21 protein-coding genes are annotated in these 24,293 nt (G+C 67.1%); 14 read left to right on the forward strand and 7 right to left on the reverse strand.

The window, feature by feature from the left end:
* The first annotated feature begins 50 nt into the window (after positions 1-50).
* Together VLK31_RS23140 and VLK31_RS23145 are read left to right on the forward strand one after the other, a co-directional pair.
* A complete protein-coding gene (locus VLK31_RS23140; RefSeq protein ID WP_409170798.1) occupies positions 51-1,190 on the forward strand; it encodes a MaoC family dehydratase N-terminal domain-containing protein in 1,140 nt (379 codons plus the stop codon).
* Between the two features lie 87 nt (positions 1,191-1,277).
* Positions 1,278-2,492: a CaiB/BaiF CoA transferase family protein gene (locus VLK31_RS23145; RefSeq protein WP_409170799.1), complete on the forward strand. Its 1,215-nt coding sequence runs from the start codon at positions 1,278-1,280 to the stop codon at positions 2,490-2,492.
* 70 nt (positions 2,493-2,562) lie between these two features.
* On the opposite strand, the gene VLK31_RS23150 is transcribed toward VLK31_RS23145, so the two are convergent.
* From VLK31_RS23150 to VLK31_RS23160, 3 genes are read right to left on the reverse strand one after another with little or no spacing between them, the layout of a single operon-like run.
* Positions 2,563-3,621, reverse strand: coding sequence for a 3-keto-5-aminohexanoate cleavage protein (locus VLK31_RS23150; protein WP_409170800.1), 1,059 nt, complete (start codon positions 3,619-3,621; stop codon positions 2,563-2,565).
* A 50-nt stretch (positions 3,622-3,671) separates the two neighbouring features.
* The gene (locus tag VLK31_RS23155) at positions 3,672-4,514 is read right to left on the reverse strand and encodes a TauD/TfdA dioxygenase family protein (protein ID WP_409170801.1); all 843 of its coding nucleotides are present in this window, start codon (positions 4,512-4,514) and stop codon (positions 3,672-3,674) included.
* A gap of 3 nt (positions 4,515-4,517) precedes the next feature.
* Positions 4,518-5,486, reverse strand: a complete 969-nt coding sequence (locus VLK31_RS23160; protein ID WP_409170802.1) for a Bug family tripartite tricarboxylate transporter substrate binding protein — start codon at positions 5,484-5,486, stop codon at positions 4,518-4,520.
* A 212-nt stretch (positions 5,487-5,698) separates the two neighbouring features.
* On the opposite strand from VLK31_RS23160, the gene VLK31_RS23165 reads away from it, so the two are divergent.
* Complete coding sequence (locus tag VLK31_RS23165) at positions 5,699-6,718, forward strand: AraC family transcriptional regulator (protein ID WP_409170803.1); 1,020 nt, start codon at positions 5,699-5,701, stop codon at positions 6,716-6,718.
* A 60-nt stretch (positions 6,719-6,778) separates the two neighbouring features.
* Here the strand turns inward: VLK31_RS23165 and VLK31_RS23170 are convergent, their stop codons facing one another.
* Positions 6,779-7,837, reverse strand: a complete 1,059-nt coding sequence (locus VLK31_RS23170; RefSeq protein ID WP_409170804.1) for a 3-keto-5-aminohexanoate cleavage protein — start codon at positions 7,835-7,837, stop codon at positions 6,779-6,781.
* A gap of 310 nt (positions 7,838-8,147) precedes the next feature.
* Here VLK31_RS23170 and VLK31_RS23175 point away from each other — a divergent pair, with 310 nt between their 5' ends.
* From VLK31_RS23175 to VLK31_RS23190, 4 genes are all read left to right on the forward strand, one after another.
* Positions 8,148-9,137, forward strand: coding sequence for a Bug family tripartite tricarboxylate transporter substrate binding protein (locus VLK31_RS23175; protein WP_409170805.1), 990 nt, complete (start codon positions 8,148-8,150; stop codon positions 9,135-9,137).
* A gap of 26 nt (positions 9,138-9,163) precedes the next feature.
* A complete protein-coding gene (locus VLK31_RS23180) occupies positions 9,164-10,159 on the forward strand; it encodes an AraC family transcriptional regulator (RefSeq protein WP_409170806.1) in 996 nt (331 codons plus the stop codon).
* Between the two features lie 130 nt (positions 10,160-10,289).
* The gene (locus VLK31_RS23185) at positions 10,290-11,261 is read left to right on the forward strand and encodes a quinone oxidoreductase family protein (protein ID WP_409170807.1); all 972 of its coding nucleotides are present in this window, start codon (positions 10,290-10,292) and stop codon (positions 11,259-11,261) included.
* A complete protein-coding gene (locus tag VLK31_RS23190; protein ID WP_409170808.1) occupies positions 11,258-12,445 on the forward strand; it encodes an acetyl-CoA C-acyltransferase family protein in 1,188 nt (395 codons plus the stop codon). Before VLK31_RS23185 ends, VLK31_RS23190 begins: the two co-directional genes overlap by 4 nt.
* A gap of 2 nt (positions 12,446-12,447) precedes the next feature.
* On the opposite strand, the gene VLK31_RS23195 is transcribed toward VLK31_RS23190, so the two are convergent.
* Both VLK31_RS23195 and VLK31_RS23200 read right to left on the reverse strand, forming a co-directional pair.
* Positions 12,448-13,710, reverse strand: coding sequence for a porin (locus VLK31_RS23195; protein WP_409170809.1), 1,263 nt, complete (start codon positions 13,708-13,710; stop codon positions 12,448-12,450).
* A gap of 42 nt (positions 13,711-13,752) precedes the next feature.
* Entirely contained in the window at positions 13,753-14,367 is a 615-nt protein-coding gene (locus tag VLK31_RS23200; RefSeq protein ID WP_409170942.1) for an RBBP9/YdeN family alpha/beta hydrolase, read from the reverse strand.
* Positions 14,368-14,461: 94 nt separating this feature from the next.
* On the opposite strand from VLK31_RS23200, the gene VLK31_RS23205 reads away from it, so the two are divergent.
* The 5 genes from VLK31_RS23205 (at position 14,462) to VLK31_RS23225 (ending at position 21,611) form a co-directional block, all read left to right on the forward strand.
* Entirely contained in the window at positions 14,462-15,577 is a 1,116-nt protein-coding gene (locus VLK31_RS23205; protein ID WP_409170810.1) for an AraC family transcriptional regulator, read from the forward strand.
* Between the two features lie 4 nt (positions 15,578-15,581).
* Positions 15,582-18,275, forward strand: coding sequence for a LuxR C-terminal-related transcriptional regulator (locus VLK31_RS23210; protein WP_409170811.1), 2,694 nt, complete (start codon positions 15,582-15,584; stop codon positions 18,273-18,275).
* Between the two features lie 72 nt (positions 18,276-18,347).
* Positions 18,348-19,232 (forward strand): TauD/TfdA dioxygenase family protein, encoded by an 885-nt coding sequence (locus VLK31_RS23215; protein ID WP_409170812.1) that lies wholly within the window; start codon positions 18,348-18,350, stop codon positions 19,230-19,232.
* A gap of 38 nt (positions 19,233-19,270) precedes the next feature.
* Positions 19,271-20,329: a 3-keto-5-aminohexanoate cleavage protein gene (locus VLK31_RS23220; protein ID WP_409170813.1), complete on the forward strand. Its 1,059-nt coding sequence runs from the start codon at positions 19,271-19,273 to the stop codon at positions 20,327-20,329.
* Positions 20,330-20,336: 7 nt separating this feature from the next.
* On the forward strand, positions 20,337-21,611 hold the full coding sequence (locus VLK31_RS23225) for an MFS transporter (RefSeq protein ID WP_409170814.1): 1,275 nt from the start codon (positions 20,337-20,339) through the stop codon (positions 21,609-21,611).
* A gap of 80 nt (positions 21,612-21,691) precedes the next feature.
* Here the strand turns inward: VLK31_RS23225 and argC are convergent, their stop codons facing one another.
* Positions 21,692-22,621, reverse strand: a complete 930-nt coding sequence (argC, locus tag VLK31_RS23230; RefSeq protein WP_409170815.1) for an N-acetyl-gamma-glutamyl-phosphate reductase — start codon at positions 22,619-22,621, stop codon at positions 21,692-21,694.
* A gap of 82 nt (positions 22,622-22,703) precedes the next feature.
* On the opposite strand from argC, the gene VLK31_RS23235 reads away from it, so the two are divergent.
* Entirely contained in the window at positions 22,704-23,651 is a 948-nt protein-coding gene (locus tag VLK31_RS23235; protein ID WP_409170816.1) for a LysR family transcriptional regulator, read from the forward strand.
* 204 nt (positions 23,652-23,855) lie between these two features.
* Positions 23,856-24,263, forward strand: a complete 408-nt coding sequence (locus tag VLK31_RS23240) for a Fur family transcriptional regulator (RefSeq protein WP_409170817.1) — start codon at positions 23,856-23,858, stop codon at positions 24,261-24,263.
* Positions 24,264-24,293: the final 30 nt, after the last annotated feature.

The following is a 24,293-nucleotide window of genomic DNA, read 5'->3' on the forward strand; positions in this document are numbered from 1 at the left end:
CCCTCATTCCCTTTCATTCCCTTTCATTCACAACCACCCGGAGACCAACGATGTCTGTGCACAGCGAAAGAACCTTTCCCAAGATCACCGAACGCGGCCTGGACGAATTGCGCGAGCGCATCGGACAGAAGATCGAGAACACGCAGGAGCCGTGGTGCTACGAAGCCACGCGCGACAACATTCGCCACTACGCGCACGGCATCGGCGACGACAACCCGCTGTGGTGCGACCCGGCGTACGCCGCCAAGACGAAGTACGGCAGCGTCGTGGCGCTCCCCAGCTTCCTGTTCTCGACCAGCCGCATCGTGTCGGGCTATGTGGGCGGGCTGCCCGGCGTGCATGCGATGTGGTCGGGCGCGGACTGGACCTGGCACAAGCCGGTGTTGCGCAATGACGAGATCCGCACCGAGGCGTACCTGAAAGACCTGGTCGAGCACCAGACGCGCTTTGCGGGCCGCGCGGTGCAGCAGATCTACCACGTCGACTTCTACAACCAGAACGGCGACAAGGTGTCCGAGGCCGACAGCTGGTGCTTTCGCACCGAGCGCGACCATGCCCGCGAGCAGGGCACCAAGTACAAGGAAGTGCGCGCGCGCACGCCCCGGCAGTACTCGCCCGAAGAGATTCAGGAGGCCTTCAAGCTCTACCGCAACGAGGAAGTGCGCGGCGCCACGCCGCGCTACTGGGAAGACGTGGTCGAAGGCGAGGCGTTGCCCGTGATGTTCAAGGGCCCGATGACCGTGACCGGCTTCATCGCCTACGCGCAGGGCTGGGGCGGGCTGTACATCCGCGCCAACAAGATGGCCTGGAAACTGATCGACGCGCATCCTGGCGTGGGCATCACCAACCGCTTCGGCATTCCCGACGTGCCGGAGCGCGTGCACTGGGAAGAAGACTTTGCGCTGGAAGTGGGCGCGCCCGGTGCCTACGACTACGGCCCGGAGCGCACCTCCTGGCTCACGCACCACCTGACCAACTGGATGGGCGACGACGGCTTTCTGCGCAAGGCCAGCTGCAAGATCCGCCGCCACAACCCCGAGGGCGACATGCTGTTCATCAAGGGCCACGTCAAGCGCAAGTACATCGAAGACGGCAAGCACCTGGTCGAGATCGAACACGAAGCGCGCAACCAGGACGACGAACTTTCGGTGCTCGGTTCCGGGGTGGTCGAATTGCCCAGCCGCGGCTAGCATGCACGCGCGGCCCCGGTGCCTTGAGTGACCGGTGCCGCGTGGGTTCAGCCACCAGAAAAAAACAGCCGACAAGGAAGACAAGCAATGCATGGTGCACTCAGCGGCATTCGGGTGGTGGACCTGTCGCGCGTTCTGGCGGGGCCGATGTGCGCGCAGATGCTCGCGGACCACGGTGCGCAGGTGATCAAGGTGGAGCCGCCCGGCGGGGACGACACCCGCACGCTCGGGCCGCCCTTCGACGCGCACGGCGACGCCTCTTATTTCAGCGCGCTCAACCGGGGCAAGCAGTGCATCGGCATCGACCTGTCGAAGCCGGCGGGGCGCAGAGTGCTGGAGCGCCTGCTTGCCGATGCCGACGTGCTGATCGAAAACTTTCTGCCCGGCACGCTGGAGAAATGGGGCATTGCCTACGAAGGCTGGATCAAGCCGCGCTTTCCGCGCCTCGTGCATTGCAGCATCAGCGGCTTTGGTGCCGACGGCCCGCTGGGCGGCCTGCCCGGCTATGACGCGGTGCTGCAGGCGATGTGCGGCCTCATGAGCGTCAATGGCGAACGCGCGAGCGGCCCGACGCGCATCGGCGTGCCCATCGTGGACCACCTCACGGCGTACACCGCGCTCACGGGCATCCTGCTCGCGCTGCAAAGCCGCAGCGTTACGGGCGAAGGGCAGCGCGTGGAGGCCACGCTATTCGATGCGGCGCTGAGCCTGCTGGTGCCGCACGGGGCCAACTACTTTCAGTCGCACCAGGAGCCGGGCCTGCTCGGCAGTGCGCACCCCAACATCGCGCCGTACGACCGCTTCGCCTGCGGCGACGGCGACATCTTTCTGGGCATCATGAACCGCGGCCAGTTCGAACGCTTCTGCGCCGTGGTCGAACGCCCCGCGCTGGCGCTGGACGACCGCTTTGCCGACAACGCCCGGCGCCTGCGGCACCGGGATGCCTTGCGGCTGGAAATAGAAAGCGCCACGCGCCACCATGCGCGCAACGCGCTGTGCGACGCATTGATGGCGGCGGGCGTGCCGGCGGCGCCGGTGCATTCGGTGTCGGAGGCCCTTGCGCAGCCGCATGCCGCGCACCGCGAGATGGTGGTTGCGCGCGACGGCTACACAGGCATCGGGCTCACGGCGCGCTTGCACGGCACGCCTGGTGTGCCGGGCGCGAGCCCGCGGCCTTTCAATTCAGACGCGGCTTGCGTGCTCCAGTCGCTCGGGTTCACCGCGCAGGAGATCGATGCGCTCTTTGCCGAGGGCGCGGTGCCTGCGCCCAGGGTGCAGGCCGAGGACGCGGTGGCGTCGTGAGCCGGACGGCTCACCTCATTTCGTTCCCGTGCTCATGGCGTAGGCCATGCGAAACCGCTTCCGCGAGGAGTCATGCGGCCTTGCGCAGGAACCCCTGGTTGCCGCCGTTGCGGTTGGGGGCGAAGCCGTTGGCCAGCAGCGATTCTTCCGTGGTCTTGTAGAACACGCCGATCTTCGAAATTTCCCGCGCCTGCTGCGCCGTGGCAACAGGCCGGCCGAATTCGCGCGCGATGCGCACCAGTTGCTCGATTTGCGCGACGGTGCCAATCTTGGCGGAGCGCGTCTGGTTCCACAGCACGTCTTCCGTGCCGCAGCGCACGTGCAAGCCCATCGCCACGCCGAACATGTTCACGGGCAGCACGTTGCGCACCGAGCTCTCGACGGTGAGCACCGCCCCGTCAGGCACGGCCCGCACGAAGTTCGACAGGTTGTAGATGTTGGGCGCGTCCATGCCGCCGCTGATGGCCACCCAGTTCATCACCAGCGGGCCCTTGTAGACGCCGCGCCGCATGAGCCGCTCGACCGACTCGAAGCTGTTGATGTTGTAGCACTGGAACGCGCTTTGAATGCCCGCCGCGGTGAGCCGGCGGATGTGCTCCTCGACCCAGCCGGGCTGCGCCGGCACGGTCATCTCCTTGTAGGCCTCGAAGATCGCCGGGTTCTCGCGCGAGGTGCCCTTGAAGTCGGCCAGCTCGGCGTGCTCCGTCACGTTCATCTGAGAGGTGTTGACGGTCACGGTCACCTGGTCGGGCTTGGGCTCCAGCTCGGCCAGCATGTGGCGCGTGTCGTCGCTCAGCCACTTGGCGGCGGCGCCTTCGCTCTCGGGCGCGAAGCTGATGGAGCCGCCGACCTGGATGATCATTTCCGGCACGGCCTTGCGCACGCCGGCAATGAGTTCGTTGAACTTCGACAGCCGCTTGCTGCCCTTGCCGTCGAGCTCGCGCACATGCAGGTGCAGCACGGTGGCGCCGGCGTTGTAGCAGTCCACCGCCTTCTGGATCTGGTCTTCCATGGTGACCGGAATTTCCCCCGGAAAGTCCGAAGGCAGCCAACCCGGCGCATAAGGGGCGGCCGTGATGATCAGGGGTTGCTGGTTCTCGGGGAACAGATGGCCGTCGAGGAAGTTCATGTCGTCGTGTCTCGAAACTGTGATGTGAAGGGATGCGAGCGTGGGTGTGCTCAGTACGGCACGTCGCCCACGATGCCGGCGCGTTCCATCTTTCGCGGGGCGGGCCAGTAGTCGTTCAGCGCGTAGTGCTGCGTGCTGCGGTTGTCCCAGACCACCACGTCACCGGGCTGCCACGACCAGCGCACCTGGTATTCGGGAATGGTGGCGCGGCTCAGCAGGTAGTTCAGCAGCAGCGCCGCGCCGGGCGTCTTGTCGATGCCGTGGCGCACGTTGTCGGGCGTGCTGTAGTTGGCGAAGTGCGTGGTGAAGCTGCCGACGTACAGCACCTTCTCCCCGGTCTCTGGGTGTGTGCGCACCACGGGGTGCTCCTGGGGCGGGTGGTCTTGCCCCAGCTTCCTGCGGGCCTCGGGCGTCATGACGGCGCCGAATGAATGTTCGATGCTGGCCTTGGCGCGCAGGTTGGCAATCTTCTGCTTGATCTCTTCGGGCAGCTCTTCGTGGGCCTGCACCATGTTCACCCAGATGGTGTCGCCGCCAATCTCCGGGCACTCGATGCAGCGCAGCACTGCGCCCATGGCGGGCGCCGGGCGCCACAGGCCGTCGCAGTGGTAGGTGTTCTCGTAGCTGTGCTTGCTGTCGCTGCGGTAGATGCGCACAAGGCCGGGATGCTCGGGGTCGCTGCCGACCACGGGGTGGTCTTCCAACGGGCCGAAGCAGGTGGCAAAGGCCACGTGCTCGGCACGCGTGATGTCCTGCCCGCGGAAGAACAGCACCTTGTGCTTGAGCAGCGCGGTGCGGATCTGCGCGAAGGTGTCGGGGTTGCGCGCGGCCTCGCCGAGGTGCACGCCGTCGACTTGCGCGCCGATGGCGGGCGTGATGGGGCGGATGTTCATGGCTCAGTTCGCCTGGATGTTGTATTTCTTGACGATGGCCGCGTTGCGCTCCGACAGCGTGCGCGTCTCGGCCATCAACGCCGGCGTGTCGACGCTGACTTCGGGCTCCAGCCCCACGTCGACGAGCTTTTGCTGCACCAGCTGCGACCGTGCAGCCTTGTCGATGGTGGCGTGCAGCTTGGCCATCACGTCGGGCGGCAGCTTGCTCGAGCCGATCACGCCGACCCACCCGCGAAACTGCAGGTCGGGGAAGCCGAGTTCGGTGGTGGTCGGAATGTCGGGCAGGTAGCGCGAGCGAACGTTGCCGGTGAAGGCATAGGGGCGCAGCTTGCCGCCGCGGATCAGCGGCATCGAGGTGACCATGCCGTCGAACATGATGTCGACCTGGCCGCCCAGAATGTCCTGCAGCGCGGGCGGCGAGCCCGCATAGCCCACGTGCTGCAGGTCGAGCCCGGCGCGGTCGCTGAGAATCAGCCCCGCGTACTGCGACGTGGTGCCGGGGCTGTAGCTCGCAAAGCTCGACTTGCCCTTGCGCGCCTTCAGCTGCGCGACCAGGCCGGCGAAGTCCTTGGCCGGGTAGGAGGCTGCCGTGACCAGCACGATGCCCGAGCGTGCCAGCGACCCGATGGGCACCACGTCCTTCAGCGGATCGAACGGCATCTTTACAAGCTGCGGTGTCTCGGCCAGCACATTGCTTGCGGCAAGCACCAGGGTGTTGCCATCAGGCGCGGCTTGCAGCATGGCCTGCAGGCCGATGGAGCCCCCGGCGCCGGGGCGGTTCTCGACGATCACCGGGCGCCCCATGTCGATGGACATCTGCTGGCTGAGCACGCGGGCGACGATGTCCATGGTGCCGCCCGGCGGCGCGGGCACGATGAGGCGCACGGGCTTCTCGCCGAAAGCCCAGACGCTGAGCGCCAACGACCATCCGGCCAGCGCCAGGGCGGCGCGCAGAAATTGCTGAATCTTCATGTTTGTCTCCGGTTCTTTGGGTCTCGCACCGGTGTGCGGACGCAGTCAGTATCCGGCGCGGGGGCGGAGCGCGACTTGCTTATCGGAGACATCAAATTGCTTTTGCGAGACAGCCGGACCCTCAGTGCCTTGTTCGCTCCACGCGGCTTGCGCCGGCGAAGGCCGATGCCAGAATCGGGCGTATGAACGAGCCCGCGAGACCGATCTCTCGAATGATGCGCAGCGCAACCTTGAGCGGCTATGTCGAGTTGGTGGAGTCGCTTGGCCGGGACCCGCACGTGTTCATGCGAACCGTGGGCCTGCATGCGAAATTTTTGCAAGACCCCGAGACGCTGATCCCCAGGGATGCCGCGCGCGAGTTGCTGGAAATCACCGCGCGTGCCACTCAAACCGAAGACCTGGCGCTGCGCCTCGCGGCAAGGCGCAAGCTGTCTGCACTCGGGCCCATCAGCCTGGTGCTGAGGGAAGCGCCCACGCCAAGGGATGCCTTGGACACGCTGTGCCGCTACCTGAAGCTGGTGAACACCTCGCTCATCATCCGCGTGGAAGACAGCCCCAGCGTGGTCGTCATCCGCGAAGACTTGCTGCCGACCCCTGGCCTTGCCATGCGCCAGTCGGTGGAGCTGGCGGTAGGCACCCTGTTTCGCATGCTGGGTGACTTGATCGGCCCGCACTGGCAGCCGCTCGACGTGTGCTTCACGCATCGCCCGCCCAAAAACAGTTTCGCGCACCGCGCATTCTTCGGGCGCCACGTCAAATTCAATCAGGAGTTCAACGGCCTGGTCTGCAGGGCGATCGACCTGTCGAGCCCGCGCGCGCAGGGAGACCAGGTGTCGGCGGGATTCGCACGCAAGTACCTGGACGCGGCCATGAAGGACCGCAATGACAGTGCGCAGGAAAGCTGCCGCCAGCTCATGCTGGCGTTGCTGCCGGGCGGCGCCTGCAGCGCACAGGAAGTGGCGCGGCTGCTGCATATTGATCGCCGCACGCTGCACCGCCAGCTCGATGCGGAGGGGTCGAGCTTCAGCCGCCTGCTCGACGAGGTGCGCTCGGGCCTGGTCAGGCGCCATCTGCGGGAGAGCGACCTGCCACTCGGCGAGGTGGCCGAGCGCCTGGGCTTTGGCAGGCTCAGCAGCTTCAGCCACTGGTTTCGCAACCTCTTCGGCTGCAGCGCCTCGCAATGGCGCAGGCAAGCCGCCGAGGTGGCGGCTTCCACCGGGCGGGGCCGGTGACCTGCTTCCACCGGCCGGGGCCGGTGAGGGGGCTTCCACCGGCCAGGGCCGGTGGGGGCTTCAGGCTGGCTTGCGCAAAAAGCCCTGCTGAGCGCCGTTGCGGTTCGGCGCGAAGCCGTTGGCCTGCAGCGTTTCTTCCGCTGTTTCGTAGAAGACGCCGATCTTCATGATCTCGCGGGCCTGTTGCGCCGTGGCAATCGGGCGGCCGAATTCGGTCGAGATGCGCACCAGCTGCTTGATCTGATCGACCGAACTCGCCTTGCCCGTGCGCGTCTGGTTCCACAGCACGTCTTCGATGCCGCAGCGCACATGCAGGCCCAGCGCAATGCCGATCATGTTCACGGGCAGCACGTTCAACACCGAGCTCTCCACCGTGACCACCGAGCCGTCAGGCGCGGCGCGCAGAAAGTTGGCCAGGTTGTAGATGTTCGCCTGGTCCATGCCGCCGCTGATGGCCACCCAGTTCATCACCAGCGGGCCCTTGTAGACGCCGCGCCGGATCATTCGCTCGATGGTCTCGAAGCTGTTGATGTTGTAGCACTGGAACTCGCTCTGGATGCCGGCGGCCGTGAGGCGCCGGATGTGCTCTTCGACCCAGCTGGGGTTGGAGGGCACGACCATGTCCCGGTAGCTCGCGTACAGGTTGGGAAAGCCGCGCGACACGCCGTTGAAGTCGTCCACGCCCGCATGCTCCGTCACGTTCATCTGCGTGGTGTTGACGGTCACCGTCACCTGGTCGGGCCTGGGGGTGAGCTCGGCCAGCATGTGCCGTGTGTCGTCGCTGAGCCACTTGGCGGATTCGCCTTCGTTTTCCGGCGCGAAGCTGATCGAGCCGCCCACCTGAATGACCATTTCCGGCACGCGTGCGCGCACACCGGCAATCAGCTCGTTGAACATCGACAGGCGCTTGCTGCCTTTGCCGTTGGCCTCGCGCACGTGCAGATGCAGCACGGTGGCACCGGCTTCGTAGCAGTCCACGGCCTTCTGGATCTGGTCTTCCATGGTGACCGGAATGTCTTCCGGGAAGTCAGAGGGAATCCAGCCCGGCGCGTAAGGTGCGGCGGTGATGATCAGGGGCTGCTGGTTTTCAGGGTACAGGTGGCCGTCGAGGAAGTTCATGGTGCTGGTGTCCAGGTTGAAGGGTTGAAGGGTTGTCGTTGCACGGAGTTGCGCGACTTTCAATGCGCAACCTGCTTCGGACGGTTGCACCCACGCATTCAGTGTCTGGCTTGCCGCCGAATGAGGCTTGCCAATTTGCGACATGGGTTTGTCAATTTGGGACGCCGTGCGCGCGATCTCGCTGTCGCCTAAAGCCAAGTGCGCGACGCCCGGCGGCAAGCGGCGCACAGGGCAAATCCAGAAGATGGGCCCATCTTGCAAAACGCAGGCAGTCCACTACAACCCAGACAACCGAGACTCACGCACCGCCATGTTCATCCATCGACTGAAACTTTCCCTGATCACGCTGGCCACCCTGTGCGGTTTGGCTGCGACCCCCGCGCTGGCGCAGCAGTGGCCCGACAAGCCCATTCGCCTGGTCGTGCCCGCGCCGCCCGGCGGCATCACCGACGCGTCTGCGCGCCTGCTGGCCGAACAGCTGCGCACGCAACTCGGCCAGCCGGTGTTGGTGGAAAACAAGCCGGGCGGCTCCACCGTGATCGCCCAGCGATCGGTGATGGCCGCCGCGCCCGACGGCTACACGCTCATGGTGGCGCCGTCGAGCTTCCTGTCCGACATTCCTCTCGTTGTGAAGACGCCGCACGACCCGCTGAAGACCTTCACCTTCATCGGAGAGGTCTCCGGCATGGTTCATGTGCTGGTGGCCAACACAAGCTTTCCCGCGAACAACGTGAAAGAGCTGCTGGACTACGCCAAGCAACACCCGAAGTCGGTCAGCGTGGCCAATCTGAGCACGGGCACACGCTCCAACCTGCTGGGCGAAATGCTGCGTGAGCGCAGCGGCAACGACATTCTGGTCGTGCCCTACAAGGGCTCTGCGCCGGCGTTGGTCGACGTGATGGGCAACCAGGTGCAGCTGACCTTCGAAGTAACCAGCAACGTGACTTCGCTGGTGCGCAGCGGCAAGGTGAAGGCCCTGGCCGTGGCGTCGGCCAAGCGCTCGCGCTTTCTGCCCGACGTGCCGAGCTTCGGCGAGCTGGGCCTGCCGGACTTCGTGATGCCAGACGCGAGCATCGGCGTGTTCGTGCTCAGCAGCATGCCCAAGGCGCTGCAGGACAGGCTGCATGCCGAAGTGGCCAAGGCCGTCGACGCGCTCAAGTTCCGCGAGGCGCTGATCGCGCAGAACCTCGACTCGCCGCGCGCCGCATCGGTGGAGCAACTGCGCCAGACACTGGACGCCACGACGGCCCACAATAAGGCCATCATCGAAAAACTGAAACTGAAGATCAGCCCCGAATGAAATTCATGGGGCGCGCCAATGCCCCCATGAAACCCGTCGGCCGATTGATTCGCAGCGCCAGCCTCAGCGGCTACGTCGAACTGGTGAAGTCGCTCGGCCGCGACCCCCACGCCTTCATGCGCACGGTGGGGCTGCGCGCCAAGCTGCTCGACGAGCCCGAGACCATGATCCCGGAAGACGCGGTGCGCGAGCTGCTCGAGATCACCGCGCGCGCCACCCGCACCGAAGACTTTGCGCTGCGCCTGGCCGCGCAGCGCAAGCTCTCCCACCTGGGCCCCATCAGCCTGGTGCTGCGCGAAGAGCCCACGCCGCGCGACGCGCTCGACACGCTGTGCCGCTACCTCAAGCTGGTCAACGCCTCGCTCATCACGCGCGTGGAAGACACGGGCAGCGTGGTCGTCATCCGCGAAGACCTGCTGCCCAGCCCCGGCCTGCCGATGCGCCAGGCGGTGGAGCTGGCAGTGGGCATCATCTTTCGCATGCTGCGCGAGCTGATCGATCCGCAATGGCGGCCGCTGCAGGTGTGCTTCACGCACCGCGCGCCGGCGGATGTGTCGGCGCACCGCGCCTTCTTCGGCCGCAACGTGAAGTTCAATGAAGAATTCAACGGCCTGGTTTGCGTGGCCGCCGACCTGGCCAGGCCGCGCGAACTGGTCGACGAAGGCTCCGCACGGCTGGCGCGCAAATACCTTGAAGCCGGCCTGCGCGACCGCGGCGAGACCATGCAGGAAACCTGCCGCGAGCTCATCCTCGCGTTGCTGCCCGGCGGCGCCTGCACGGTGCAGGAAGTGGCGCGGCATCTGCGTGTAGACCGCCGCACGCTGCACCGCCGGCTCGACGCCGAAGGGCTCACCTTCAGCCAGATGCTCGACCAGGTTCGCGGCGACCTCGTCAAGCGCCATCTGCGCGACAGCGATCTGCCGCTGGGCGAGGTGGCCGAACTGCTGGGCTTTTCGGGCCCGAGCAGTTTCAGCCACTGGTTTCGCAAGCAGTTCGGGTGCAGCGCATCCGAGTGGCGCTGACCGCGCCCATCGTTATTGCTTATCGGGGACATCGATTTGCTGATTCGGGACATCCCGAAGCCCGCGCTTCCCGTTCAGCCGGGTCCTCGCAAGAATCTTGTCTCCCTATGCATCCCTCAGGAGACAGACCATGACCAAGGCCATCCGCTTTCACGAAACCGGGGGCGCCGACGTCCTGAAGCTCGAAGACGTCGAGGTCGGTGAGCCCGGCCCGGGCCAGGCCCGCGTGCGCCACAGCTACATTGCCGTCAACTTCATCGACATCTACTTTCGCACCGGCCGCTATCCGCTGGCGCTGCCCAACGGCCTGGGCTCCGACGCGGTCGGCATCGTGGAGGCGGTGGCGCCGGGCGTGGACGGCATTCGCGCGGGCGACCGCGTGGGCTACCTCATGGGGCCGCAGGGGGCCTACGCGCAGGTGCGCGTGATGCCGGTCGACGTGCTCATTCCGCTGCCCGACGGCATTAGCGAGCGCACGGCCGCCACGCTCATGATGAAGGGCATGACGGCGCAGTACCTGTTCCGCCAGGTGTATCCGCTGCATGGCGGAGAAACCATCCTTTATCACGCGGCCGCGGGCGGCGTGGGCCTCATTGCCTGCCAATGGGCACGAGCGCTGGGCGTGACGATGATCGGCACCGTCAGCACCGACGAGAAGGCCGCCATTGCCAAGGCCAACGGCTGCGCGCACACCATCGTCACCTCGCGCGAGAACATCGTGCAGCGCGTGAAGGAAATCACCGACGGCAAGGGCGTGCCCGTTGTCTTCGACTCCGTGGGCAAGGACACGCTCGAAGCCTCGCTCGACTGCCTGCAGCCGCGCGGCTCGCTCGTGAGCAACGGCACCTCTTCCGGCGCCGTGGTCATCGACACCAAGGTGCTCGCGGGCAAGGGCTCGATCTGGCTCACGCGGCCGGCGATGGTGCACTACATCCAGCCGCGCGCGCACATGCTCGACATGGCACGCGAGCTGTTCGACCACGTGCTGGCGGGGCGCATCGTGAGCGAGCCGCAGCAGGTCTTTGCTCTGGCCGACGCGGCCGAAGCGCATCGCGCCCTCGAAGGCCGCAAGACCACCGGCGCCACGGTGCTCATGCCATGAGGCAGGACGACATCTATGTGGTGGGCATGGCCCGCACGGCCATCGGTACCTTCGGCGGCGCGCTGAAAGAGGTGCCGAACACCCAGCTGGCGACCACGGCCGTCAAGGCGGCCATCGAGCGCAGCGGCCTGGCAGGCGATGCGATCGGGCATGTCGTGATGGGCAACGTGATTCCCACCGACGTGAAAGACGCCTACCTGAGCCGCGTGGCGGCCATCGACGCGGGCTGCCCGGTCGAAACGCCGGCCTTCAACGTGAACCGCCTGTGCGGCTCGGGGCTGCAGGCCATCGTGTCGGCGGCGCAGGCCATTGCGCTGGGCGACTGCGACATCGCCATTGGCGGCGGTTCGGAGTCGATGAGCCGCGGCCCGTACTTCGACACCTCGGCCCGCTACGGCGCGCGCATGGGCGACGCGGTGCTGGTCGACTACATGCTGGGCATCCTGCACGACCCGTGGGAGAAGATTCACATGGGCATTACCGCCGAGAACGTGGCCGCGCGCTACGGCATCACGCGCGAGCAGCAGGATGCGCTTGCGCTGCTGAGCCAGCAACGCGCAGCCGCCGCCATTGCAGCGTGCCGCTTCAAGGACCAGATCGTTCCCGTCGAGGTGAAGACGCGCAAGGGCGTCACGCTGTTCGATACCGACGAGCACGTGCGCGCCGACACGACGCTCGAGGCGCTTGCGAAGATGAAGCCAGCGTTCAAGAAGGACGGCGTCGTTACCGCGGGCAATGCGTCGGGCATCAACGACGGCGCGGGCGCCGTGGTGTTGGCCAGCGGCGACAGCGTGAAGGCGCGTGGCCTGAAGCCGCTTGCGCGCCTGGTGGGCTACGCGCACGCCGGTGTGGAGCCGGCGTACATGGGCATCGGCCCGGTGCCGGCCACGCGCAAGGTGCTGGAGCGCACCGGCCTGAAGGTGAGCGACTTCGACGTCATCGAGTCGAACGAGGCCTTTGCGGCGCAGGCCTGCGCGGTCATCAAGGAGCTGGGGTTCGACCCCGCCAAGGTGAACCCCAACGGCTCTGGCATTTCACTGGGCCACCCCGTTGGCGCGACCGGCGCCATCATCACCGTGAAGGCGATTGCCGAGCTGCATCGCACGGGCGGGCGCTATGCGCTGGTGACGATGTGCATCGGCGGCGGCCAGGGCATTGCCGCCGTGTTCGAGCGCTGGTTCTGAGTTCAGAAGGCGTGCCGAATGCCGAAGTCGTAGCCCATGGCACTCTTCGGCTCGAAGCCGCCGGTGGTGATGTAGCTGGGCTGCGGAAAGATGGCTGGCAGGCTCAGCACCAGCGGCGTGACGCCCATCACGGTCGGGTTGTTGTGCGCGTCGCGCATGCGCATGCGTGCGACCGACGCATAAAGCGCCGTGCGCTTCGACAGGTTGTGCACGTAGCTCAGCGCGATCTTGCTGGTGCTCGCATCGGCATTGGGTGCGTAGGGCGAAACTGGCATGTTGGCGCCGCTGTCGAACTTCACGTTGGCGTAAGACATGCGAAACAGGCCCACCCCGACCGGCACGGTCACGCCGAACATGGCCGCGTTGTACCTGTCGTTCACGCGCGGGTTTGTCGCGCCTGGCAGGCGCTGCATGTCGTCCTTCACGCGCGACAGTTCGCCGAAGAGCTTGGCCACCCCAAAGTCGTAAGACGCGCCGAGGTTGATGGTCTTGATCACTTCCTTGTAGGTCGACGTGTCGGCGACGGTGCTTTCGCCGTAGCCCAGCGCCACGTCGAACGCGCCGCTCGCCCATCCGCCGCGCGTGCCGACATAGCGCCCGCGCTGGCCCGTGGTGGCGGCCGCCGTGGCGGGAAGGCCCTTGATGTTTTCAGGGAACGCGTACTGAACCTGGCCGTAGAAGCCGCCAAGGTTCGACGGCAGAAAGTAGCCGATCGAATTGCTGGTGCGCAGATAGCTGTCGGTGCCCGCGGAAAGCCCGCCGTTCAGCAGGCCGCCGGTAGCCAGCGCGCGCGAGGCAGCGATGTTGCTGTTCACCACCGCAATGAGGTTGGTGCCCACGCCGTTGACCGTCATCGGGTCGAACACCGCGTCGTTCCAGAACGAGGCCGTGTAGTCGCGGCCCATGCGCACTTCGCCGAAAGGGCCGTTCAGGCTCAGCGTGGAGCGGCGCCCGAAATTTGCCACGCCGCCGCCGGTGTCGTTGCTCAGCGGCGCCTCGAGCCAGAAGCTCGCGGCCAGGCCGCCGCCCAGGTCTTCGGTGCCACGAAAGCCCAGGCGGCTCGAACTCAGGCCGGAAGGCGACAGCACGTTCTGGCTCTGCTTCACGGTGCTGGGATTGAGGCTGTTCGCGACACCGTAGGTCGCGCTCTTCGTTTCGTAGTGGCTGACCCCCGCGTCCACGACGCCGAACACGGTAATGGACGACTGCGCGCCCGCACTGGCGGCGCAAGCGGAGCCCGCAAGAACGATGAGATTTTTTAGCATGCCCGGTGTCTCCGATGGCTGGTGATGAAAAACGGGGGTGGCTCAGCTGAGCGCGTGAATCAATTCGTCGGCGCCCGGCCATTCGCCGAAACCCGAGTTCGGGTTCAGGTGGCCGACGGCGCCGAGCTCGACCAGGCGGCTGCCCCAGCAACGCGCCAGTTCGCGCGTGCGATCGAGGCGGGCGAGCGGGTCGTTGCTGCTGGCTGCGACGATGCTGGGGAAGGGCAGTGCGCTGCGCGGAACCGGCAGCCAGCCGTTGCTGTCGAGCACGTCGAGGGTGGGGTAGCCCGCGGGCATGGGTGTCTCGAGGTCCGCGGGTGCGGCGAGCAGCGCGCCGCGAATGGCGAGTGCGTTTCTTGCGCCAAGGGTGTCGAGCGTGTCTGGTGTGCCTGGCGTGCTTGGCGTACCCAAGCGGGCGGCCCAGTGCACCACCATCATTGCGCCCGCGCTGTGCGCGACGATGACGACGGGCCCTTCGATGTCCCGCAGCGCCCGGTCGATGGCGTCGACGCGCGCGGCGCAGCTCAGCTTGTCTTGTTCGAGCGGCGGCACGCTGCGCACTTTGGGCAGCTTGGCCGCGAGCAGTGTCTGCCAGTGATCGGCCACGTGGTCTCGCAGGCCGGGAACGATGAGAACGGTGGGTGTCGTGCGGTTCATGATGCCGCGGATTCTGTGCGGCACCGTGTTCTCCCGATTGACTTTGCGTGCCACGCACTTACCCTTCGATGCCACTCCACAGCCCAGGCTTTCGATGTCTTCCTTGGTTCGTGCCGCCAGTCTCACCAATTACAGCGAAGTTGCACGCGCGAGCGGGCTCGACCCCATGCGCATGTTGCTCGATGCGGGCCTGAGCCCGAGCGTGTTGCGCGAACCCGATCTCATGATCCCGGTGGAGAACGTCGCGCTGTTGCTGCAGGCATCGGCCGCGCAGTCGGGCAATGCGAGCTTCGGGCTCTGCATGGCGGAACAGCGGCTGTTGTCCAACCTTGGTGCTGTCGGCATGCTGATTCGCGACCAGCCTACCTTGCGTGATTCGCTCAATGTGTTGATGCGTTACCAAACGCTGCTGAACGGTTCGCTGTCGCTCATGATCGAAGAGTTCGACGACGTGGTGGTGATCCGCGAAGAGCTCCGTCCGGGCAACGCGCAGCAGCCGACGCGGCAACGCATCGAGTTGGCGCTGGGCGTGATGCTGCGGCTCATGCGTCAGTTTCTCGGCGCCGAATGGCAACCCAGGCGCGTGTGCCTGTCGCACGCCGCTCCGCGCGACCTGGGCGCGCACCGCCGGCTCATGGGCCGCACCATCGAGTTCGATCACGACTTCAATTGCATCGTCTGCGCCAGGCGCGACCTGGACATGCGCAACCCGTGGGCCGACCCTGCCATGGCGCGCTATGCGCAGCAGATGCTCGATGCATCGGCACCTGCGCCCGCACCGGGCGCCGCGGTGCTCGACGACGTGCGGCGTGCCGTGCTGCTGTTGCTGCCGAGCGGGCGCTGCACCATCAAGCAGGTGGCGCAGTACCTGGGCGTGGTGTGCCGCACGGTGCAGCGGCGCTTGGCCGAGCACGGCCAGACCTTTTCGTCGATGGTGAATGACATCCGCAAGGAGCTGGCGACGCGCCACGTGCTGCAGGGCGACCGCCCGCTGGCCGAAGTGTCGAGCCTGCTGGGCTTTTCCGCGCCCAGCGGCCTGTCGCGCTGGTTTCACCACGAGTTCGGTTGCAGCGCCAAGCACAGCCGCGCAGAGCGCCGCAGGGCGGACGCCCCACCGGAGCGGAGCGAGGGCGAGGTCACACCCGAGCGGAGCGAGGACGAGGCCACACTCGGGCGGAGCGACGCCGACCCTGAACTCGCGCGGAAATGACCCGTTGATTCCGCAAGACCTCGTCCTCAAAGTCACCCCACCGCGCGTGCAGCGCCACGTCGTTGCGCGCGGGCGGCTGTTGTCGGCCGCCGATGCGTTGCGCGATGCGGCGGCGCTGATGGTTCGCGCGCCTGCCGGCACGGGAAAAACCTCGTTGCTGGCGCAGTGGCGGCTGGAGCAGCTGGGCCTGGGCGTGCCGGTCGCATGGGTGAGCGCGCAAGCCATCGACGATCCGGACAGGCTCGCGCAGAGCCTGGCCCTGTCGCTGCGCATTGCAATGGGGCGCCCCGCGTTCGGGCGCAGCGTGCTGGAAGACGACCGGCCCGGCAATCTCGCGGGCATGACCGCGCTGCTGGCCGAGCTGGCGCAGTCCGCCGCGAGCGTGCTGGTCATCGTCGACGAGGTCGACCGGCTGCCCGCCGCGTCGCGCGCCGCGCTGGCCTATCTGCTGCGCAACGCGCCGCTCAACGTGCGGGTTTTCATGGCCGCACGGCCCGACGGGCAGCTCGACATCGACGACCTCATCGCCTACGGCCAGTGCGTGGAGATTGGCGCGGCGCAGCTCCGGTTCAGCCTGGAAGAGACCTTGCAGCTGGTGCAGGCGCGGTTCGGCGCGCGAGTCGGGCGCGACGCGGCCGCACGGCTGCATGCGCTCACCGAGGGCTGGCCGCTGGGGCTGCAACTGGCGATCAGCATCGTCGCGCGCGGCACCGATGCGGGCGCCGCCATTGCCGGGCTTGGCGCGGCGGGCGGCGCATTGCAGGGCGAACTCGTCGGGCTGTTGCTGGCCGACATGGACGCCGCCGACCGCGACTTTCTGGTGCGCGTGTCGGTGCTCGAACTGTTGCACCCCGCGCTGTGCCGTGCGGTGACCGGAGTAGACGATGCGGCTGCGCGACTCACACGGCTCGCCAACGACACGCCGGTTTTTGCCGAGACGGAAGGGGGCGACTGGCTGCGCATGCATTCACTGGTGCGAGACGCGTTGCGCCAGCGCTTTGCGAGCCTGGACGCGGCGGCACAGGTCGGTGCGCACGCCAGCGCCGCGCAATGGCTGGCCGCGCACGAGCTGCCCGACGAGGCCGCACGCCACGCGCTGAGTGCCGGCCAGCACCAGCAGGCTTATGCCCTGGCCGAGCGCAGCCTCTACGAATCGCTCATGCGCCACGGCCGGCTGGGCACGGTGCTCGAATGGCTCGCGCAACTGCCGCCCGAAGAGCTCGACAGCCGACCGCGCCTGCTGCTGGCGGTGGCGTGGACGCTGGCGTCCAGCGAGCGGCACGAAGAGGCCGCGCGCTTCGTCGCGCGCATCCTCGCGCAACCCGGGGCAAGCGACGCGCTGCGCTGCGAGTGCGCGTTGATCCTGGGGGGCGCGGCCGTGTTCGCGGACGACCCTGACCGCTTTGTTGCCCTGCATGCGCCGTGGACGGGCGAGGTGCCGTTGACGGATCCGCTGCTGTTGCAGTCGCATGCCAACCGCATGGCTTACTGCGCCCTGCTCGAAGGCGAGCCCGCGTTGGCGCGTTTGCGCGAGCAGCATGCCGCGCGCGGCCATGCCGGTGGTGTCGGCGGTATTGGTGTGATCGGCGGTGTCGGCCAAGGCACCGACTACATCCGGCGCTGGAGCGAACTGGTCATCGGCCTGAGCTACGTGTGGGAGGGCCAGGCCTTGCTGGCCGAGCCCTGCCTGCGCAGCGCCGTGGCCAGTGCCGAGGCGCAGCTGGGCCGGCGCCACCGCTTCAGTTGCAACCTGGCCGCATTGCTGGCGGCGACGGCATGGGAGCTCGGCCTGCCGGGCGATGCCGCGGCCTTGCTGGCGGACCGGCTCGACGTGCTGGAACACAGCGGGCTGCCGGAATCGCTGATGCGGGCCTACCTCACCGCGTCACGCATGGCCGTGGCAGAGGGCGCCGAGCATCGTGCGCTGGAGTTGCTTGCCGCGCTGGATGCCGCGGGCGCCGCACGCCGCCTGCCGCGCCTGCGCATCGCGAGCCTCGTGGAGCAGGTGCGCGTGCATGCGCGCCGCCATCGCGCGCAGACATGCCGCGAGCTGTGCGACCGCATCGACCGGCATCTGGCCGACCCGGCGGTGCCGCAAGGCCCGCTGTGGCACCGCAGCGTCGGCATGCTGCGCGACGTGGCGCACGCCTATGAGGGCATCGCGTCGCGCGAATGGCAAGGCGCGCTGGCGCCGCTGGCGCGTGCCGACGAAAGTGCGCGCGCGCTGGGGCAGGGCGGCCTGCATATCGAACTGCTGGGGCTGCGCGCGCTGGCGCTGGAGCGCTGCGGCCAGCCGTCGGCCGCGCTGGTCCACGAGGCGATAGACCTGGCGCGCGCGCTCGGGCTGCAGCGCGTGTTGGCCGATGCGCATCCCGATCTGGCCGCGTGGGTCGATGCCCTTGCGGTATGCATCGACCGACCTGTCGCGGCGGGCATCGACGGGCCTGCCGTGGCAGCGCCGCCCAGGACGCCCGCGATGCCCCAGTCCACCAGCGCCGTGCTCACGCCCAAGGAACACGAAGTGCTGGCGCTGCTGGCCCGCAACCTGTCGAACAAGGAAATCGGGCGCGCCATGCAGGCCGGCGAAACCACCATCAAGTGGCACGTGAAGAACCTGTTCGCCAAACTCGATGCGGGCACGCGCGCGCAGGTGGTGCAGCGCGCGCGCATTCTGGGTCTGCTGGGCGGTCAACACTGAGCACGCCCCCCTCCCGCAAGGAGGGGGCGTGGGAGGGGGCCGCGGCCTATTCTTTGTCCAGGAGACAAAGACATGATTTCGACGACGACCCTTTCGGCGGCGCATGGCATCGAGGTGCGCCCCATCACCTGCGTTATTGGCGCGGAGCTGCGCAACGTGAGCCTGGCCGAGGCCTCGCGCAACGCGGGCCTGGCGGCGGAAATTCGCGCGCTGCTGGTCAGGCACCGCGTGCTGTTTTTTCGCCACCAGAACATCACGCGCGCCGAGCACGTCGCCTTCGCGCGCCACTTCGGCGAGCTCGAAGACCACCCCGTGATCGGCAGCGACCCCGAGCACCCCGGCCTGGTGCAGATCTACAAGACCCCCGACAACCCGCCCGACCGCTACGAGAACGCATGGCACACCGACGGCACCTGGCGCGAGGCGCCGGCCATGGGCTGCGTGCTGCGCTGCGTGGAGTGCCCGCCGGTGGGCGGCGACACCATGTGGGCCAACATGGCGCTGGCCTACGAGCGGCTGCCGCAGCACGTCAAGGACCGCATCGCCACGCTGCGGGCGCGGCACAGCATCGAGGCCAGCTTTGGCGCCGCCATGCCGACGGAAAAGCGCCTTGCGCTCAAGGCGCAGTACCCCGACGCCGAACACCCCGTCGTGCGCACGCACCCCGACACGGGCGAGAAGATCTTGTTCGTGAACGGCTTCACCACGCACTTCACCAACTTCCACACGCCTTTGAACGTGCGCTGCGGGCAGGACAACAACCCCGGCGCTGCGATGTTGCTCGCCTACCTCGTCGGCCAGTCGCAGATACCCGAATACCAGGTGCGTTGGCGCTGGCAGCCCGACGACGTGGTGATGTGGGACAACCGCGCCACGCAGCACTACGCGGTGATGGACTACCCGCCCTGCCACCGCAAGATGGAGCGCGCCGGCATCGTCGGCGAGGCGACCTACTGAGCGGCTTTTTTTTCTCTCTTTTCAACGAGGCCCACGCCATGAACTTTCTCGACGGACATCTCTACCCTGAAAACCAGCAGCCGCTGATCATCACCGCCGCGCCCTATGCGCCGTCGTGGATTCCCTCCGACTTTCCGCAAGACATTCCGCTCACCATGGAGCAGCAGATCCAGAAGGCGGTGGACTGCTACAACGCCGGCGCCACCGTGCTGCACCTGCATGTGCGCGAGCTCGACGGCAAGGGCAGCAAGCGGCTGTCGAAGTTCAACGAGCTCATTGCCGGCGTGCGCAAGGCCGTGCCGGAAATGATCATCCAGGTCGGCGGCTCCATCAGCTTCGCGCCCGAAAGCGAAGGCGCCGCCGCCAAATGGCTCAGCGACGACACGCGCCACATGCTGGCCGAGCTGGAGCCCAAGCCCGACCAGGTGACCGTGACCATCAACACCTCGCAGATGAACGTGGTCGAACACTGGGACGACGCCGACATCGAAGGCACGTCGATGCAGGACCCCGACATCTACAAGGCCTACAAGGAAATGACCGTGCCCGCGCAGCCCGGCTGGGCCGAGGAACACATTCGCCGCCTCAACAAGGCGGGCATTCAAAGCGCGTTCCAGTGCTACAACATCAACAGCTTCGAATCGGTCGAGCGGCTCATGCGGCGCGGCATCTACAAGGGGCCTCTGGTGATGAATTGGGTGGCCATTGGCGGCGGCATGGACGCGCCGAACATCTACAACCTCGCGAACTTCGTGCGCGCCGTGCCCGACGGCGCCGTGCTCACCGTGGAAAGCTCGATGCGCTACGTGCTGCCCGTGAACATGATGGGCATTGCAATGGGCCTGCATGTGCGTTGCGGCATCGAGGACAACCTCTGGAACCAGTCGCGCACCGAAAAGATGGGCACCGTGGCGCAGGTCGAGCAGCTGGTGCGCATTGCGCGCGAGTTTGGCCGCCCGATTGCCACGGCGCAACAGGCGCGCGAGATTTCGAAGATCGGCGTGTTCTACGACACGACCGAAGAGTCGCTGCTGGCCAACGGCTTCGCGGCCAACCGCAACGGGGCCCAGCAAGGCTACCTGCGCAAGGCGGCCTGAGCCCGGCATGAACGCCCGCGACAGCTACCTCATCGGCCCGCGCCATGCCTGGTTCGCGTTTGCCATGACCTGTGCGCTGATGCTGTTCGACTACATCGACCGGCAGGTCATCGTGTCGCTGTTCCCGCACCTGAAACAGGAGTGGGGCCTGTCCGACAAGGAGCTTGGCGCGCTGGCCTCGGTGGTGTCGGTGACGGTGGCGCTCGCGGGCATTCCGGTCGCGCTGGCGGCCGACCGGTTCAGCCGTGTGAAGAGCATCGTGTGCATGGCGCTGATCTGGAGCCTGGCCTCCATCTCCTGCATGTTCAGCCGCAACTACATGCAGCTGTTGAGTGCGCGCGCGGTGGTCGGGCTGGGCGAAGCGGGCTACGGCTCCGTGGGCACGGCGTTGATTGCCGGCCACTTTCCGACCCGCATGCGCGGCACGGTGCTCGCGGTGTTCTTCTCGTGCGCTTCGGTGGGGTCGGTGCTGGGCGTGGTGCTTGGCGGCGTCATTTCGGCACATTGGGGGTGGCGTGCCGCATTCGGCGTGGTGGGCGTGCCCGGGTTGCTGCTGGCGCTGCTCTACCTCAAGGTGCGCGACTACGACACGGTGCCGCTCATGGCCGGCGGCGCCGCAGCAGGCCACGGCAGCCTGCGTGGCGCGATGAGGCTGCTGGCCGGCGTGCCGACGCTGTTCTGGATCTGCGTTGCAGCGCCGGCGCAGGTCGTTCTTGTCTCCGCTGTGTGGGCCTGGCTGCCAAGCTACCTGAACCGTGTCGATGGCCTCTCGCCCGAGCAGGCGGCGTTGCGCGCGGCGCTGGTGGTGCTGTGCGGCGCGGCAGGTGCCGTGGTGTGGGGCGCGGCGGCCGATCGCGCGGCTCTGCTGCGCCCGAGCGCCAAGCTGCAGCTCACGGCGCTGCTGTGCCTTGTTTCAGCGGTGGTGCTGGGCTTTGCGTTCGGCGCGTCGCGCCTTGGCGTTGTGCTCACGCCGCAGGTTCAGTTCGGGGTCATTGCGCTGGGCGGCTTCTTCATGACCTGCCAGGCGGGCGTGGTGGCGGCCGTGGTGATGGACGTGGTGCATCCCGGTGTGCGCTCGACGGGCGCGTCGGTGTTGTCGCTGGCGCAGAACCTGTTGGGTCTGGCGGCGGGGCCGTTCATTGCGGGCTGGATCTCCGACGCCTGGTCGCTGCAAACCGCGTTGGCCGTCATGCCGATCTTCGGCGTGCTGTCGGCTTGCCTTTTCCTGGTGGCTGCGCGCGGCTACGAGCGTGACGTGGCCCGTGCGGCCTTGCAGGGTTAGCGGGCACCACGGCCGCACGGGGGAGACCTGTTCAAGACCCTGAGGACTTGAGAGCGCGGCGCACGCGCGCTGTGCCAAGGTCAGCCTGCCAGGCCGTGGGCCTGCGCCATCAGCCGCAGGTTCTGCACCGCCGCGCCCGCTGCGCCCTTGCCCAGGTTGTCGAGCACCGCGCTCAACACGATCTGGCCCGTGCGTTCATTGCATGACACGGCCAGGCTCATGTCGTTGGTGCCGTTGTGAACTTGCGGGTCAAGCTCGGTCACGGGCGCTGCAGCCGACAGGGGCCGCACGTGCACATGCGCCGCGCTGCGGTAGCGCTGCGCAAGGCATTCGTGGATGCGCGCGCCGGACGCATCGGCTGGAAGCATGCGCGCGTGCAGTCCGATGGTGAGCACGATGCCTTGGCGGTAGCTGCCATAGGCCGGCACGAAGATGGGCCGGCTCGCCAGGCTCGCATAGGCCTCTATTTCAGGCACGTGCTTGTGCTCGAGTGCCAGGCCGTAGACCTTCAGCGAATGCGCCCCCGCCCCGGCCTCGTAGGCCTCCGCGCCCGCCCTGCCATGGCCCGAATAGCCCGACACGGCCTGGATGACCAGCGGGTAGTCGGCGGGCAGCAGGCCCGCATCCGTGAGCGGTCGCAGCAGCGCGACCGCGGCCGTGGGATAGCAGCCCGGGTTGGTCACGCGCAGCGCCGAGGCGATGCGATCAGCCTGCAGCGCATCGAGCTCCGGCAGGCCGTAGACCCACCCCGGCGTGGTGCGGTGCGCGGAGCTGGCGTCGATGACGCGCACCGCAGGGTTCTCAATCATCGCCACCGCATCGCGCGCCGCCGCGTCGGGCAGGCAGAGGATGGCGATGTCGCTTTCGTTGAGCGCGTCGCGCCGGGCAGCGGGGTCCTTGCGCAGGTTTGTCGGCAGGGTGCGGATGCGGAATTCCGAGCCCTGCAGTCGGTTCTGTAAATCAAGGCCGGTGGTGCCCTGGTCGCCGTCGATGAAGATATTGAGGTCCATGGCTTGGCATCGTAGGCATGCGAGCGCAATGGCTCCAGCTAAATATAAGCAAGCTCAAATTAAGAAAAGTTAAATTACCGGCATGCGAGAACTGAGCCTTGACCATCTGCGCACCCTTGTTGCCATCGCTGACCTCGGGTCGCTGGCCAATGCAGCGCGCGCCCTTCACCTGGCTGCCCCCACCGTCACCGTTCAGATCGCGGAGCTGGAGTCGCGGCTGGGCGGCCAGCTGCTCGTGCGCGGGCGCGGGCCCGCGCAGCCGACCGCTTTGGGTGAGCGCTTCATCGCGCGTGCCCGCAGGCTGCTGGCGGACGCCGACGACGCGGTGGAAGACGTGCGGCGTCAGCTCGCAGGGCAAACCGGCCGCGTGCGGGTGGGGGCCTCTACGGGCGCCATTGCGCACCTGCTGCCACCCGCGCTCGAACGACTGGCGCGCCACCATCCCGGCATCGACGTGAACGTGCAGGTACTCACCTCCAACGAAAGCATGACCCGGCTTGCGGCAGGCAGTCTCGACCTGGCGGTGGTGGCGCTGCCTCAGCCGCCTGTGCGCGGGGTGCATGTGAAGCCGCTGCGGCGCGAAGCCGTGGTCGCCTTTCTGCCGGCGGACTGGAAGGCGCCGCGGCGGCTCACGCCGCAGTGGCTGGCCGAGCGCCCGCTGATCATGAACGACGCCTCCACGCGGCTCTACCGCCTGACTGCGGAATGGTTCTCCGCGGCCGGCGTGCATTGCCGGCCGCGCATCGAGCTCAACTACAACGACGCGATCAGAACGCTGGTCGCGGCCGGCTACGGCGCGGCCTTGTTGCCGCAGGAATCGCAAGAGGCCACGCATGACCCGCGCATTGCCGTTCGCCCGCTCAGCCCGGCGCTCTGGCGGCAGCTGGGGCTGGCGGTGAGTGATCGGAGCGCGAGCGGCCCGACACGCTTCGTGTTGGAGGCGTTGCTGCCTGACAAGGATGCGGCCGCTGTCGCCGCTGTCGCGCGCCCGAGCAAGGCCCGCATCGCTAAAAAAATCGCCAGCAAATGAGAACTACTTGTATTTGATGTAAGATCCGCCCATCGAAAGGCGCAGCGGCTTCGCTCCCTTTCCAACGCTTTCATCGTGGGGCGACCCGAGACACTCAAACGTCTCCAAGGTCGTTTTTTGCTAGCCATCGGTTCTCCGGCCAGCCATGCATTTTTTCCACGCCACTCCCCAAGTTCTTTTTCCTCCTCCTGCTCGAGCGAACCCATGGCGCACGCGGACAGACTCAAGCACACCGGCCTGAAGCCCACACTGCCTCGCATCAAGGTGCTCGAACTGTTCGAGCGCAGCGAGCAGCGCCACCTGGCGGCCGAGGACGTGTACCGCCAGATGCTCACGCTGGACGTCGACCTGGGGCTGGCCACCGTCTACCGGGTGCTCGCACAGTTCGAGCAGGCGGGCTTGCTGAAGAAGAGCCAGCTTGGCGCGGGCAGGGCGGTGTATGAGCTCAACGATGGCGAGCAGCACCACGGCCACCTGGTGTCGCTGACCGACGGCACGGTGCACGAGTTCTTCGACCCGCACATCGAGCAACGGCTCGCAGCCATCGCCAGTGAAAAAGGCTTCGACCTCGACGGCTATGTGGTGACGGTGTTCGGCCGGCCCCGCGCCTGAAAAGTCCACGCGAAAAAAAAGGCCAGATCG

It is taken from the genome of Variovorax sp. H27-G14 (assembly GCF_046156345.1).
Lineage (GTDB): Bacteria > Pseudomonadota > Gammaproteobacteria > Burkholderiales > Burkholderiaceae_C > Variovorax.